This is a genomic window from Butyrivibrio sp. (genome assembly GCF_024699075.1).
In genome coordinates this window covers 1-14,079 of the sequence record NZ_JAILQF010000261.1, presented here as the reverse complement: position 1 = coordinate 14,079, position 14,079 = coordinate 1, and the positions used below count along the sequence as shown (strand labels likewise).

At 37.7% G+C, this 14,079-nt stretch carries 12 protein-coding genes and 4 tRNA genes; 14 read left to right on the top strand and 2 right to left on the bottom strand.

Features of this window, described 5'->3' with window-relative positions; all coding sequences use genetic code 11:
• Positions 1-33: 33 nt before the first annotated feature.
• The 6 genes from rpmI (at position 34) to K6G87_RS10705 (ending at position 6,042) form a co-directional block, all read left to right on the top strand.
• Positions 34-234 carry a 50S ribosomal protein L35 gene (rpmI, locus tag K6G87_RS10730; protein WP_296836888.1) on the top strand — a complete coding sequence of 67 codons (201 nt, stop codon included), beginning with the start codon at positions 34-36 and terminating at the stop codon, positions 232-234.
• Positions 235-287: 53 nt separating this feature from the next.
• Positions 288-644 carry a 50S ribosomal protein L20 gene (rplT, locus tag K6G87_RS10725; RefSeq protein ID WP_022753648.1) on the top strand — a complete coding sequence of 119 codons (357 nt, stop codon included), beginning with the start codon at positions 288-290 and terminating at the stop codon, positions 642-644.
• A gap of 166 nt (positions 645-810) precedes the next feature.
• A complete protein-coding gene (locus K6G87_RS10720) occupies positions 811-2,253 on the top strand; it encodes an aminoacyl-histidine dipeptidase (RefSeq protein WP_296836883.1) in 1,443 nt (480 codons plus the stop codon).
• Positions 2,254-2,463: 210 nt separating this feature from the next.
• Complete coding sequence (locus K6G87_RS10715) at positions 2,464-3,024, top strand: TetR/AcrR family transcriptional regulator (RefSeq protein ID WP_296836880.1); 561 nt, start codon at positions 2,464-2,466, stop codon at positions 3,022-3,024.
• A gap of 76 nt (positions 3,025-3,100) precedes the next feature.
• The gene (locus tag K6G87_RS10710; protein ID WP_296836874.1) at positions 3,101-5,542 is read left to right on the top strand and encodes an alpha-galactosidase; all 2,442 of its coding nucleotides are present in this window, start codon (positions 3,101-3,103) and stop codon (positions 5,540-5,542) included.
• 155 nt (positions 5,543-5,697) lie between these two features.
• Entirely contained in the window at positions 5,698-6,042 is a 345-nt protein-coding gene (locus tag K6G87_RS10705) for a DUF1858 domain-containing protein (RefSeq protein ID WP_296836871.1), read from the top strand.
• A 228-nt stretch (positions 6,043-6,270) separates the two neighbouring features.
• Here the strand turns inward: K6G87_RS10705 and K6G87_RS10700 are convergent, their stop codons facing one another.
• Positions 6,271-9,003: a translation factor GTPase family protein gene (locus tag K6G87_RS10700; RefSeq protein ID WP_296836868.1), complete on the bottom strand. Its 2,733-nt coding sequence runs from the start codon at positions 9,001-9,003 to the stop codon at positions 6,271-6,273.
• A 134-nt stretch (positions 9,004-9,137) separates the two neighbouring features.
• Positions 9,138-9,211, bottom strand: a tRNA-Pro gene (locus K6G87_RS10695).
• Between the two features lie 149 nt (positions 9,212-9,360).
• Between K6G87_RS10695 and K6G87_RS10690 the strand changes: the two genes are divergently transcribed.
• The 8 genes from K6G87_RS10690 to K6G87_RS10655 all read left to right on the top strand — a co-directional run.
• Complete coding sequence (locus K6G87_RS10690; protein ID WP_296836865.1) at positions 9,361-10,164, top strand: adaptor protein MecA; 804 nt, start codon at positions 9,361-9,363, stop codon at positions 10,162-10,164.
• 4 nt (positions 10,165-10,168) lie between these two features.
• Positions 10,169-10,963: an arginase family protein gene (locus K6G87_RS10685; protein WP_296836862.1), complete on the top strand. Its 795-nt coding sequence runs from the start codon at positions 10,169-10,171 to the stop codon at positions 10,961-10,963.
• Positions 10,964-11,213: 250 nt separating this feature from the next.
• Positions 11,214-11,298, top strand: a tRNA-Leu gene (locus K6G87_RS10680).
• 206 nt (positions 11,299-11,504) lie between these two features.
• A tRNA-Leu gene (locus K6G87_RS10675) sits at positions 11,505-11,587 on the top strand.
• Between the two features lie 42 nt (positions 11,588-11,629).
• Positions 11,630-11,714, top strand: a tRNA-Leu gene (locus tag K6G87_RS10670).
• A 618-nt stretch (positions 11,715-12,332) separates the two neighbouring features.
• Complete coding sequence (locus K6G87_RS10665) at positions 12,333-13,058, top strand: hypothetical protein (RefSeq protein WP_296836860.1); 726 nt, start codon at positions 12,333-12,335, stop codon at positions 13,056-13,058.
• A gap of 39 nt (positions 13,059-13,097) precedes the next feature.
• Entirely contained in the window at positions 13,098-13,715 is a 618-nt protein-coding gene (gene lepB / locus K6G87_RS10660) for a signal peptidase I (RefSeq protein WP_296836858.1), read from the top strand.
• Positions 13,716-13,801: 86 nt separating this feature from the next.
• Positions 13,802-14,079 (top strand): hypothetical protein (locus K6G87_RS10655; RefSeq protein WP_296836855.1); only part of this gene is annotated, 278 nt, incomplete at its 3' end.

Below are 14,079 nucleotides of genomic sequence, written 5' to 3'. Positions count from 1 at the left end.
GCAGATACCGTAAGAAATAGGAGGAATTTAATTATGCAGCACAAAATGAAAACAAGCAGAGCAGCTGCCAAGCGCTTCAGAGTAACAGGCACAGGCAAGCTTATGAGAAACAAGGCATACAAGCGTCACATTCTGACTAAGAAGTCTACAAAGAGAAAGAGAAATCTTCGTCAGCCTGGTCTTGTAGATGCTACATCTGTTAAGACAATGAAGAAGATCCTGCCTTACCTTTAATTCGTAGTAAGACAGTTCGTAGTTTTTTTAGATTATTTTAGGAGGAAATTACAATGGCAAGAGTAAAAGGCGCATTAAATGCCAAGAAGAAACACAATAGAGTATTAAAGCTTGCAAAGGGCTACAGAGGAGCTCGTTCCAAGCAGTATAGAATCGCAAAGCAGTCTGTAATGAGAGCTCTTACAAGCGCATTCGCAGGTCGTAAGCAGAAGAAGAGAGATATGAGATCACTTTGGATCGTTCGTATCAACGCTGCTGCAAGACTTAACGGAATGAGCTACAGCACACTTATGCACGGTCTCAAGCTTGCTGGCGTTGAAATCAACCGCAAGATGCTTGCTGAGATGGCAGTAAATGATGCAGAAGGCTTCAAGACTCTTACAGAAGTTGCTAAGAAGCAGATTGCTTAATTTATATTGAATTTTAGGACCTACTGTTCACTTTAAAGTGTGCGGTAGGTCTTTTTGAATGCTATATTATATGGTAGAATAAACATCTGAATTTATCTCATTGAGAGAAATCCCCACTTTTTTAGTGGGGGATCATGACAAACTTGAATAATTGGAGGTCTTAATAATGGGTGCTTTAGATAAATTAGAACCAAAATCAGTTTTTCACTTCTTTGAGGAGATCACAAAGATTCCTCATGGATCAAACAATGTTCAGCAGATAAGTGATTATCTTGTCCAATTTGCCAAAGATAGAAATCTTGAATATATACAGGATGAGACAAGAAATGTTATCATTTTTGGAAATGCCACAAGTGGTTATGAGGATAAGGAGCCTGTAATTCTTCAGGGACATATGGATATGGTAGCTGTTCATGATGATGACTATGATATTGATATGACTACTGATCCTCTTACTGTAATGACAGATGGCCAAAAGATCTGGGCCAAGGGCACATCTCTTGGAGGAGATGATGGTATTGCAGTTGCATACTGTCTTGCACTTCTTGACTCTAAAACAATTCCTCATCCAAGACTTGAAGTTGTAATAACAACTAATGAAGAAACAGGAATGGATGGAGCTTTTGCAATAGATCTTTCTCCATTAAAGGGAAGAAAGCTTATCAATATCGATTCTGAATCAGAAGGCGTTCTTCTTACTTCTTGTGCAGGTGGTGCCAGATTTTATGCCAAAATTCCTGTAACAAAGGTAAATAGAAGCGGAGTAGCTTATGACATAGAGGTTTCCGGCCTTGTGGGAGGTCATTCTGGTACTGAGATCATCAAAGAACATGGTAATGCTAATGTTCTTCTTGGAAGAATACTTGCAAATGTATGTCAAAAGGCTGAGCTTTCACTTGTATGCATAAACGGCGGCGTAGCAGATAATGCTATTCCGGTAAGTTCCAAAGCTACGGTAGTCGTAGGTAAAGAGGTAAGCGAGGAAGGCTTAAAGTCAGCAGTTTCAGAGCTTTTAGCCATAGTTAAAAATGAGCTTGGAATAAAAGATCCTGATGTATGCTTCACACTTAAAAGAAAAGAGGAAGGAACCTTTGACTGCTTTGATGCTGAGTCTACAAAGAAGGTATACAGACTTATAATGGCACTTCCTAATGGCGTTCAGGCAATGAGTGCTGATATTCCAGGACTTGTTGAGACATCACTTAATCTTGGCGTTGTAATTACAAAGGATAATACAGTTACTCTTGAATATGCTGTAAGAAGCAGCGTAGATAGCAGTAAAGATAACCTTCTTCAGAAGATGATATTTATAACAGATGCTTTTGGAGCAGAATCTGAGATATCTTCATCTTATCCGGGTTGGCAATTTAAACCTGAATCAGAGCTTCGTGAGCACATGATCGAAGTATTTTGTAAAATGTATGGTCATGAGCCCAAAATTCAGGCTCTTCACGCAGGAGTTGAATGTGGCCTTCTTTGTGAGAAACTTGAGGGACTTGACTGCATATCAATAGGACCTGATATGGAAGGTGTTCATACTACTTCAGAAAAGCTTTCTGTAGAGTCTGCAGCAAGAACGTTTGAATATCTCTGCGAAGTTCTTAAATAATGACAGCAATAATATGCTAATAGGTTTATATCTTGTTATATTAGTAGCCAAAATTTTGTTTATAATTTTGGCTACTTTTTTATATTCCATTTTCTTAAAAGGGATGATAAAATGGAAACCAAGGAAAATGATTAAGTTTCCAAATGCTTAAGCACATGCTTTAATGCAAATAACTGGAAACGGAAAGAATTTATAAGCGGAGATTGAGTTATGAATGAAACACAGAAGAAGATACTGGAGACCGTAATAGTAGAATATAAGGCTAAAGGTCTTAAATTTACAATGGATGACATTGCAAAAGAGCTGCATATGAGTAAGAAGACTATATATAAGATATATCATGATAAGGAAGAGATGCTCGATAGCATGGTTGATTATGTCTTTAATTCAATCAAAGAGAGTGAACGTGAGATTTTAAATGATGATAGTCTTACTACAGCTAAAAAGGTTAGTAAAATTCTCATTGCGCTTCCTGATAGCTATCAGAATGTGGATTTCAGACTTATGTTCCAGCTTAAAGATAAGTTCCCTAAGGTTTACGCTAAGATCAACGAAAGACTTGAAAATGACTGGGAAGAAACCATTGCTCTTATAGAAAGAGGAATTAAAGAGGGAAGTATACGTAATATTTCAATACCTACTCTTAAAGTTATATTTGAAGCAACTATAGAGAAATACTTAAGCTCAGATGTTCTTATAAAGAATAATATGGAATATCAGGATGCTCTTAATAATATGATCGATATTCTTATGAATGGAATTGAGAACTGATATTTCTATTTACGAAATCCGCAGAAAATGCGGATTTCTGTAATTTTATAAAATAATATGGGGATGGTTACTAATTATGATAATTGAAAGAAATGGCTGCTTTTTACTTCAGACTTTGCATACTTCTTATCTTTTTAACATACTTGCATCAGGACATCCGGAGCATCTGCACTATGGAAGCTCTGTAATTTCAAATGCTCAATACGAGAGCTTTTTGAAAGCGTCTACATTTGGTGACGGATCACAAAGTGAGGAAGCCTCTGCCAGCCTTAAAAATATCTGCTACAGTCTTAGTGAGAAGCATCCTACTGCAGGCGGGAATATGATCGCATACAGTGATGAATTTCCGGACATTGCACTTGAAGACCTTCCGCTTGAGATAAGCTCTTTTGGCAAGGGAGATATAAGAGATCCCTTTGTTCTTATTACGCATGAAGATGGTTGTAAAACTTCCGATTTTATTTTTGAAAAAGCATCTGTAAATAATGAGATCAAGGAGCCTTCTTCACTTCCGGGATCTTATGATGAAAAAGAAGAGACTCCTATTGGAGATAGTGTGGATCATGCAGGACAGCTTATAGTTACTTATAAAGACAAGGAATATGGTACAAAGCTTGAAGTTATCTATAGCGTTTATCCGGATTGTGATGTAATAACAAGAAGAGCAGTTCTTATATCAGGCGATGAGAAGATTCATATAGACCGCATAATGAGTAATCAGATTGATTTTCATGAAAACGGCCTTGTATTTACTTCATTTCATGGCAGATGGGCTGATGAAATGCATAAAACTTCAAGCATATGTGATGGGGGCAGATGTGTTAGTGAAGAAATGGCTGCAGGAGAATCAGGAAGCCGTTCCAACCCTTTTGTTATGGTTTCTAAAAAGGATACTACAGAAGATAGCGGATACTGCTATGGATTTAATCTTATATACAGTGGTAATCATTATGAAGCCCTTTCTTCAAACGGATATGACAAGAGCCGCTTTATAAGCGGAATCTCACCGTCGACATTTGGATGGGTCCTTGATAAAAAAGAAAAATTTGAAACACCTGAAAGTGTTATGACATTTGATATGGGCGGCTTTAATGGTATGAGTAGCCATATGCATGATTTTGTCAGAAAACATATTGTCAGGGGCAAATGGAGAGATAAAAACAGACCTATTTTAATTAATAGCTGGGAAGCATCATACTTTAAATTTACAGAGTCCAGTCTTTTGAAGCTTGCAAAAGAAGCTGCAGGACTTGGAATAGAGCTTTTTGTCATGGATGATGGCTGGTTTGGAAAGCGAAATGATGATAAGAGCTCACTTGGAGACTGGTATGAAAACAAGGATAAGCTTCCAAATGGAATAAAAGGCCTTTCCAAAAAGATCTGTGACCTTGGACTTATGTTTGGAATATGGGTAGAACCTGAAATGGTCAATGAAGATAGCGACTTATACAGGACGCATCCTGACTGGGCTGTTCAGGTACCGGGGCATGCGCATTCCAAGGGCAGAAATCAGATGAATCTTGACCTTACAAGGAAAGAGGTCCAGGACTATGTAATTGAGTCTATGAAGAAGGTTTTTGCTTCAGGTGATATTTCATATGTTAAGTGGGATATGAATCGTATTTTCTCAGATTATTATTCCAAGCAGCTTACTTCTGACAGACAAGACGAGTTTATGCACCGCTATTATATTGGCCTTTATCGTATAATGGATGAACTTACAAAGGCTTTCCCGGATATCCTTTTTGAAGGATGTTCTGCAGGTGGCAACAGGTTTGATCTTGGAATCCTTTGCTATTTCCCTCAGATCTGGGGATCTGATGATACTGATGCCATATGCAGGGCCGATATACAAAGAGGTTATAGCTATGGATATCCGCAGTCTGTAATTGGAGCACATGTATCAGCTGCACCTAACCATCAGACTCTTAATTATGTGCCGCTTGAGACTAGATTTGATGTGGCTTCGTTTGGATGTTTTGGATATGAGCTTAATCTGTGTGATCTTTCTTCTTCTGATAAAAAAGAGATCAAAGAGCAGATAGAGTTTTATAAAAAATACAGGAATACTTTGCAGTTTGGACAATATTACAGGCTTGAAGATGGAAGATGTATGGCTGTATCCAAAGATAAAGAACAGGCTATAGCCTTTATCCTTCAAAGGGAAAGCAGACCTAACAGGGATGTAGTTACGTTTAAAACAAAGGGTCTTGATAATGACCTGACTTATCATTTTACTAATAAATACGTAAATATTGATCTTAAGACTATGGGAAGCCTTATCAATATGTTTACACCTATTCACATTAAGCAGGATGGTATCCTTCATAACATTGCCAACTCTATGGTAAGTGTTCAGAACGAAAGAGAAGATGTCATTTCTACAGGCGCACTTATGAATGATACTGGTATAAGACTGCGCCCAAAATTCGGAAGCACAGGATTTGATCAGGATGGTGATAAGACAGGCATTTTAAGGACGGGTGACAGCAGGCTTTATATTATTACGAAGGCCTGATATAAACCTTTTCAGATGCAATTTATACAATTTAATTGTGGCTGTTTATAGAAAATTAATATGAACATACCACTTAATAAGCTTGCTTTATTATATTTCATAATGTAGAATTCAACTTGATATATTAGTTATAGAACATACGGAGGCTTTATAATATGAGTTTAAGAGATATTTTATTTGGTAGTGAAGAAGAAATAAAAAACGCTCCTGTTAATGAAGAAGCAGAAAAGGCTGGAGCTGAGGCTGCAGCTAAGGCTATGAGCGATGATACTAAAGATTCTAAAGAAGGCGGAGATCTTGTAACAACAGATATGCTCGTTGGTGAGATCATTGCAAAGCACCCTTCTACAGCACAGTTTCTCATGGACTGCGGAATGGAATGCATTTTCTGTCCTGCATCTCAGATGGAATCTCTTGGCGAAGCCTGTGCAGTTCACGGAATCGATGGAGATGAGATTTGTGCAGCTATTAATGAAAGACTTGAAGAATATAAAGACTGATCTTTTGCTTTAAGTTTTCACATCTTTGATAATAAATCCCTCTATAAAGGTTATTAATAAGCTTTGTCATATGACAGGTGGCTTATAGGATAACTTTTATAGAGGAATTTTTTGTTATATATAAGGCTTTGTAAGTCTCTATAAGACCTTATAAGATGTTTTTATAAGGTCTTATACAAACTTATACGATGTTTTTATATGCTTTTATACGATTCTTATACGGACTTTTTAAGAATTCCTGAAAAGATCTGAATCTTTAAGTACATAGTTATGAAGCTTACTTTCGCCAGTTTCAATATGTTCTTCTCTGATCTGCTTTTCTGTGTTTTTAACTTCGGCCCAGAACTCTTTAGCTGGCATACGTATTCCGCCTGAACCGAGAATTATTACCTGCTCTATTCCGTCTGAAGTTGCAACCGTTACCTTATAGTTTTTGGATAGCTCGTGCGAAGTTCGTTCTATGTACTGGTCTGCAGTTTCAGCTTCTTTGGTGTATATCACGTTCAGATTATGGTATTTAAGAACCTTTTCACTTCCTCCGTGAACCTTGTAAGCATCAAACACCAGTATGATTATCTCACGTCTGAATCCCTGAAAATTGGATACGATATCTATAAGTTTGTCTCTGGCAGCATTTATATCTCGTTCTGCGAGTGATTTAAGATCTTCTGAGGCAAAAAGAATATTGTAGCCGTCTATAAGCAGATATTCTTTATAGCCTTCAGCTTTTCTAAGGGCTTTTGCATCTCTTTTTTCGTCGTATTTGGGGTCGGATATTCCTTTTGGCTTGTCATCAGGTACTCCGTATGTACGTGGAGTATCATCATTATTGTTGTTATTTCGGTTTTTTATAGGACCATATGTCTTTTCAAAAATAGCCATAAGTTCGTCCTGGCCAGCTCTGTAGTCTCTTTCTTTTTCGGAAAAAGATCTGGTGTCAGGGCCTTCATCTGAAGATGATCTGGCTTTGAATGACATAAGAGAGTCAGTATCATATTCTGTAGCAATATCACTTGGAAGAGGAGTGTTATCTCCTTTTGGTCTCCATCCCGTGTCAATGTGCATATAGTTTCTGACTTCATTCCATGGAATTACAGTACCAACTCCGTGAGAGCAGAAGACTGAGCCACATGGATTATGAGTATCAAGTTCAGGGTCATATGATCTTTCTGATATTACTTCTTCTGAATTATGGCATGGAGCATAACCTTTTAATACGCAGGATAGCGAGCCTTCGCCGCTAGTGTAGCTGCGTACATCCTCTGCATAGTTTCCAAGGCATGCAGCTGGAATCGTGCCTCTAAGGACAGTTTTGCCATCTTCAATCGAAGGAGAGCTTACGGTTGCGCTCATAGAAGAAAGATCGGTCATAGCCCTTCCAACATTGTCTTTTGGAACTATAAGCTCATATTTATATACAGGCTCAAGAAGCACGGAATCCGCCATCATAAGGCCCTGACGAACCGCACGGTAAGTGGCCTTCCTGAAGTCTCCACCTTCAGTGTGCTTGATGTGAGCTTTGCCCGCTATGAGAGTGATCTTCATGTCGGTTATGTCTGAACCTGTGAGTACACCTTTATGCTTTTTTTCTTCAAGATGGGTCAGAACAAGTCGCTGCCAGTTACGGGCAAGCAGGTCTGTAGGGCAGTTTGCTTCAAATGTAAGACCTGTTCCCGGGCCTGTTGGCTCAAGCATAAGATGTACTTCTGCATAATGCCTTAAAGGCTCAAAATGGCCGACACCTTCCACACTGGAAGCAATTGTCTCTTTATATATTATGCGTCCCTGACCAAAGTCTATATCCATTCCAAAGCGTTCCTGCATGAGCCTTTTTAGAACTTCCATCTGAACCTGACCCATTACGCGAACATATATATCTACACTGTCTTCAGCTTTGGAAACGCTCAGCATAGGCTCTTCTTCCTGGAGTATTAAAAGGTTCTGCCAGACTTTGTAAGGATCTTCGTTATCGGGAAGAAGGATCCTGCAGTTAAGTATTGGCTCAAGTAGTTCTTCGTGATTGGAAGCTTCAAAACCCAGTCCGTCTCCAGCTCTTGTTTGGGCAAGCCCTGCTATGGCGCAGATGGTTCCTGCACTTGCGGTTTGAACCTGTTCAAATTTACTTCCTGAATACAGCCTTATCTGGGATATTTTTTCATCACCGAAGGTATCACGTATAGAAAGTGATCCACCTGTGATCTTGAGAAAAGAAAGCCTTGTTCCGTCATCATCTCTTGATATTTTATAGATTCTTGCACCAAAATTTTCAGGATATGAGCCGGTTGGAGCATACTTACACAGATTTTCCAAAAAATCTTTTACGCCTTCTGATTTTAGTGCGCTTCCGTAGTAGCATGGAAAAAGAAGTCTTTTGGATATCAGATTGGTAACATCACTATCTGTTATCTGACCATCGTTTAGATAGCGCTCTAAAAGGCTTTCTTCACACACGGCTATAGATTCGCATACATTTGGATCTGATAATCCTGGGGACATATTTACAACGGCGTTGCCAAGGCTTTGACTAAGGTGGTCTGAGATGGTATCCATATCCATTCCGGGCTGATCCATCTTGTTGACAAAGATGAAAGTCGGAACTTTGTAGTGCTCAAGCAGATACCAGAGAGTTCTGACCTGGGCATTTACACCATCAGATGCGCTGATAACAAGTATGGCGGCGTCAAGAACCTGCAAAGTTCTTTCGGTCTCAGGTGAAAAATCTATATGACCTGGGGTATCTATCAAAGTTATCTGGCGATCAAAAGCCTGGAGCCTTGCCTGCTTTGAGAAAATTGTGATTCCTCGTTCTTTTTCCAGTTCAAAGGTATCCAGAAAAGCATCTCCGTGGTCTACGCGGCCGATTGTGCGGAGTGTACCTGCCTCATATAATAATGATTCTGATAAAGTTGTTTTACCTGCATCAACGTGGGCAAGTATTCCTATATTAAGTATGGTGGACATATAATCTCCATGATTGTTCGTATTTATAATTAGTGCAATTAAAATGATAGCATATGTCAGATTGAAATGATATGTAACTAATCTTAAAAAAGAACAATAAAAAAAGGAATGTTGAAATCAACATTCCTTTATAGTCGGAGTGACAAGACTTGAACTTGCGACCTCTACTTCCCTAAAGTAGCGCGCTAGCCAACTGCGCTACACCCCGGCACAAGTGCTATTATATAACATGGTTTTGGGAATGGCAACACCCAATTTTAAAAAATTACAATATTATTTATAAAAGTTTTAGCACTCTCAGCTGGACAGTGCTAATTTTTGATATATAATATACTTAATTGAGAGGAGTGAGGCAGGATGGTAATTATTAAAATCAGTGAAAAGACTGTGCAGTGCAGCATTGCTGCTCAGGAACTTCATGAAATCGGACTTACACCTGAAGCTCTGTTGCATGGAGAAGAAAAGAGCATTCCTTTTATGACGCAGCTCAACCAGGAAGTTGGGCAGCAGTTGTCATATGATCCTGAGAATGAAGTAATGATGATGAGCAGGAATATTATGGCAGACGGAAGTGTGCGTATATATGCGGTCAAGATGGACAATGATGATATTCAGAGTTCAGCAGATCGTCTTCGTAATATTGCTCATGGAATACTTGATTATCTTACACAGGATAAGATAGATGCTGTAAAGGCTGAAAAAGGCAAAGACAAGAGCGATGCACTCAATAAGCTTGTAGAAGGAATGAATAATATGGTAGGCCGCATGTATCTTGAGGAGAGCGAAGAAGGACATAAACTTATAAGCGCCCTTGAAGAAATACAAAAGGCCAGTGTGGTTTCAAAGCCTGCACTTGATTATCAGCGTTATATGGGCGAATTTGATAATCTTGACAGTGTTATAAGATTTGCAAAGATTGCATCAGCAATGCCTATAGTTGATTCAGGTCTTTATAAGGATGAAGGAAAATACTATCTGATGATGGGACTTCATACTGATAGTGAAGCTGTAGTATATGAGCTTCGCAAAGCAGGAATTGAGTATGCAAAAGCTTTGAGTGTAAATTCTCCTGAAGAATTGCATCTTATTGAGACTGCGGAATGTATCATAGCCAAGGATGCAATAGCACATTTGACAGAACTTGATACTGAAGGTAAATGATAACATGAAAAATTTAAAGGATGTTACACTATTTAACTTCACAGGTGTATATGAAAGCGAGGATTTCTATAAAGATATAGATAATCCTCGCTTTATTGAATGTAGAAATATTGATGGAACAGATTGTTTTTGTGATGATGAAGGCGAAAATAGTATAAGAAGTCTTATAGTTCATAATAATGTTCCACTTAATGGTATTCATTTTATTGATAATGGCAATTATCATTATATGTCTTATATTTTTACTTCATATATTAAAGAAGATTTTCATCTGATCTATCTGGATAATCATCCTGATATGAAAGAGTCTATGTTTGGAGACATTCTTTCGTGTGGGAGTTGGGTAAAAAAGGTTCTGGATAATAACACTTGTGTCAGAAAAGTCATTGCTGTTGGTGTTGATCAAAAACTTTTTGATGAAATCAGCAAAGAGGATAGTAAAAAAGTAACACTCGTGTCAGAAAAACATATTTATAATGGTACAAAAGCTTGTTCAGATATATCTTGTAATGGAGATATGGCTGATATGATATTACAGGAATTATCAGATGATCTTCCTGTTTATATTTCTATTGATAAAGATGTGCTTAATAAGGACCAGCTAATGACTAACTGGGATCAGGGTATTATGGACACGGATACACTTCTTCATATAATACAAAAGATACTTTCTTCTAAAAGAGTACTTGGTATCGATGTATGCGGAGAAGTCAGCTTAGATACAGAATGCGATTATGATGTCCAGATTATGAAGAATAATAGTTTTAACAGGAAGCTTCTGGAACTTATGGCTTTTTAAGTGAAGCTTTAAAAGCATGGCTAATTGATAGAAAACCACAGAAACACTCTTTTACAGAGAGTTTTGTGACGCATTGAAACAACTGTAGACAGAATTATTAAAAGCGATGATATATTGGCAATAGTATTACGATTAAACGATTTTATGAAAAAAATCAAAAAAAGTGTTGACATAATTGAATCAAAAGGATAATATAAAACAGTCGCGTGCAGCGAGTAAGAATCACATGCGACGAGAAGAATAGAGGTTTGCGGGAATGTCGGAATTGGCAGACGAGCAAGACTAAGGATCTTGTGACCGCTTAGGTCGTGAGGGTTCAAGTCCCTTTTCCCGCACGTAAAGAGCATCGATTTATCGATGCTCTTTTGTGTTTTAAATCCTATTACTGGTTTTTGTAAAGTTCAAATAGATTTTGACCTTATTAGACAATATTTTTAAAATTAAATAAAAAAAGTGTTGACAGATAACTGGCAAAAGGATAATATAATACATGTCGCGTGCAGAGAACGCGAGGGACTAAAGCGTAGAGCTTATGCTACATGCAGGAATGGCGGAATGGCAGACGCGCATGGTTCAGGTCCATGTGATAGCAATATCATGAGGGTTCAAGTCCCTTTTCCTGCACTGTCTTACTTATAGGACATGCGACAAACTTAATAAGGGTCTGCGGGAATGTCGGAATTGGCAGACGAGCAAGACTAAGGATCTTGTGACCGCTTAGGTCGTGAGGGTTCAAGTCCCTTTTCCCGCACTAAAGAGCATCGATTTTAATCGATGCTCTTTTTCTTTGTGCACTTTTTTATCAGGAAGAGTTTTTGTGCCTAAAGTCTTTTTTGTGAATATTTTACATGGATTAATAGAAAAATGAATTTGGATAAAAGCCAGTGTTTATGCGGAAACTGACAAAATGACCAAAATTCATTTCAAAAATTTGTCATTTTATGATTGTAAATATTATGGAAACTTTTCGTGTATATGCTATAATCAAAAAAACATTTTGAGTGCACTTTTATACGGCGTAAGATTAGGCATAGCATAATAATTCTTAAATACATCAAGATCGGAAACGCCGCCGACATCATTAGTTTCCACATAATAACATTTTCGTTAATAAAAAACGCAATTACGTATTTTATTTGTTTAAAATCCATATTGTTTTTAGACTGATATAACATTATCATGATATATCAGAGAAACAATGTGTTTTCTCAAAAACAATGAGAAATGTGATGATCTTGAAAACTTAATATTTTCAAATCTGAATATCTTTATTAGTAAATAAAGGTTAAGTGACTGAATTGGTGTTATATTGGCACACCAATGTTGAACCATAAGTCTCTTTATGCAGTCAGGAGACGTGAGGTTAATTATGGCAGAATTAGATCTGAAAAAGCTTAGCAGAGCCCAGCTTTTAGAAATGATGCTTAAGTTCTCCGAAGAAGCTGAAGCTGCACTTTCACATGAGAAAGAGATGCAGGAACAGTTTAATAAAGAAAAGGAGATCATCTTACAGCAGGCATCTGATGAGCGAGAAGAGCTGCTTCATAAATTTGATGCTGAAAGAAATGAGATGCGTCAGAAATTTGCAGAGCAAAAAGCTGTGCAGCAGGCAAAATTTGATAAAGATATCGAAGGTCTTAAAGCACGACTTGATCGTGAGAAGATGGCCATGAAGGATGAAGTTGATATGGCTCTTCATAAGATAAACAATTCCGGTACACTTGCAGATGCAGCTACAAGACTTGGTAATGTAATGGAAGCAGCTCAGGAATCTGCTGACATGTACGTGGAACTTATCAAAAAACAGATAACTTCAGAATATGAAGATCTTCAAAAAGATATGAAGGCTGCTAAAGCCAGAATTGATCTTCAGGAAAAGAAGTCATCAGAAAAATGTAAGACCATGGAAGATGAAACGAGGCGCAAATGTGCTGAGCTTTTAAAAAAGGCTGAGTATGTTTATAAACATCCAGAACTAATGGCGGATGTTGGTGCTTCTAATACTACAGAAAAGGTATCTAAAAATTCGGGTAAGACAAAGGGTAAAACAACAAAGACAAGGACAGCAAAGACCAAAAAGTCTGACGAAATGTAACATTCATTTAATGGATATATACAGGGATGGTTTATATCAGTGAGAAGTAAGAAGCCTATAAATGGAAAAGAAACTGAATTAAAGTATGAAAAGCCATCTACCGAGCAGCTTAGGAAAGCACTTGATCGCGAAAAGCGTAAAGATGAGTATAAGAAGACTTTTGCAAAGACAATAGGTATTCTTATTGCAGTTGCAGCTTTTTCTGTTCTTATAGCGAGCTTTTTTATCAAAGTACATAAGATTTCAGGAGACTCTATGTCTCCAACGCTTGAGACAGGACAGATAGTTGTTGCGGTTGAAACTGAGAAATTTGAACCAGGTGAGCTTGTGGCTTTTTATTATAACAACAAAGTGCTTATCAAAAGAGTTATTGGTTCTCCCGGAGACTGGATCAATATAGACGCAGACGGCAATGTTACTGTAAATGGTTTGGCTTTGGATGAACCATATCTTACAGAAAAAAGTCTGGAACCTACTGATATAGAATTTCCTTATCAGGTTCCGGAAAATAGATATTTCGTGTTAGGGGATAACAGAAGTGTATCCATAGACAGTCGTAAGAATGAAGTGGGATGTATTTCTAAAGAACAGCTTATCGGTCATGTTTTTTTCAGAATTTACCCATTTAGTGAATTTGGAATAATTACTAATAACTGATCGGATCAGGTGATTAGTGATATGTGTATTTTTTGCGCGCAAAAATAGGCAGTTTTATAGGGAAGTAATATTAAGAGGAAACAAGGATGCAAAGAAAAGGTGAAAATCGTATAAGAGAGTATTTGAGCAAGCGAAAACGATATCAGAAGTGGATTTCTGTTGTTGTAGTACTTGCGATACTTGTTGGTCTTACTACGATATACTCTTTAAATCAGGATGCTTCAGCTACAACTCAGGAGGGAGCTGAGGAAGTAGGAATGGTTCTCGAGAATGAATCAGAAAACCAGGATAATGCTTCGGAAGGTCAGAATGGTGAAACAGAAGTAGCTGTAGACAATAGTACAGAAGGATCGGTACAGGAAGA

What these genes read in the sequence shown, in the direction of transcription:
- rpmI (WP_296836888.1), top strand. Translation starts at nt 34, where the DNA reads ATGCAGCACAAAATGAAAACAAGCAGAGCAGCTGCCAAGCGCTTCAGA.
- rplT (WP_022753648.1), top strand. Translation starts at nt 288, where the DNA reads ATGGCAAGAGTAAAAGGCGCATTAAATGCCAAGAAGAAACACAATAGA.
- K6G87_RS10720 (WP_296836883.1), top strand. Translation starts at nt 811, where the DNA reads ATGGGTGCTTTAGATAAATTAGAACCAAAATCAGTTTTTCACTTCTTT.
- K6G87_RS10715 (WP_296836880.1), top strand. Translation starts at nt 2,464, where the DNA reads ATGAATGAAACACAGAAGAAGATACTGGAGACCGTAATAGTAGAATAT.
- K6G87_RS10710 (WP_296836874.1), top strand. Translation starts at nt 3,101, where the DNA reads ATGATAATTGAAAGAAATGGCTGCTTTTTACTTCAGACTTTGCATACT.
- K6G87_RS10705 (WP_296836871.1), top strand. Translation starts at nt 5,698, where the DNA reads ATGAGTTTAAGAGATATTTTATTTGGTAGTGAAGAAGAAATAAAAAAC.
- K6G87_RS10700 (WP_296836868.1), bottom strand. Translation starts at nt 9,003, where the DNA reads ATGTCCACCATACTTAATATAGGAATACTTGCCCACGTTGATGCAGGT.
- K6G87_RS10690 (WP_296836865.1), top strand. Translation starts at nt 9,361, where the DNA reads ATGGTAATTATTAAAATCAGTGAAAAGACTGTGCAGTGCAGCATTGCT.
- K6G87_RS10685 (WP_296836862.1), top strand. Translation starts at nt 10,169, where the DNA reads ATGAAAAATTTAAAGGATGTTACACTATTTAACTTCACAGGTGTATAT.
- K6G87_RS10665 (WP_296836860.1), top strand. Translation starts at nt 12,333, where the DNA reads ATGGCAGAATTAGATCTGAAAAAGCTTAGCAGAGCCCAGCTTTTAGAA.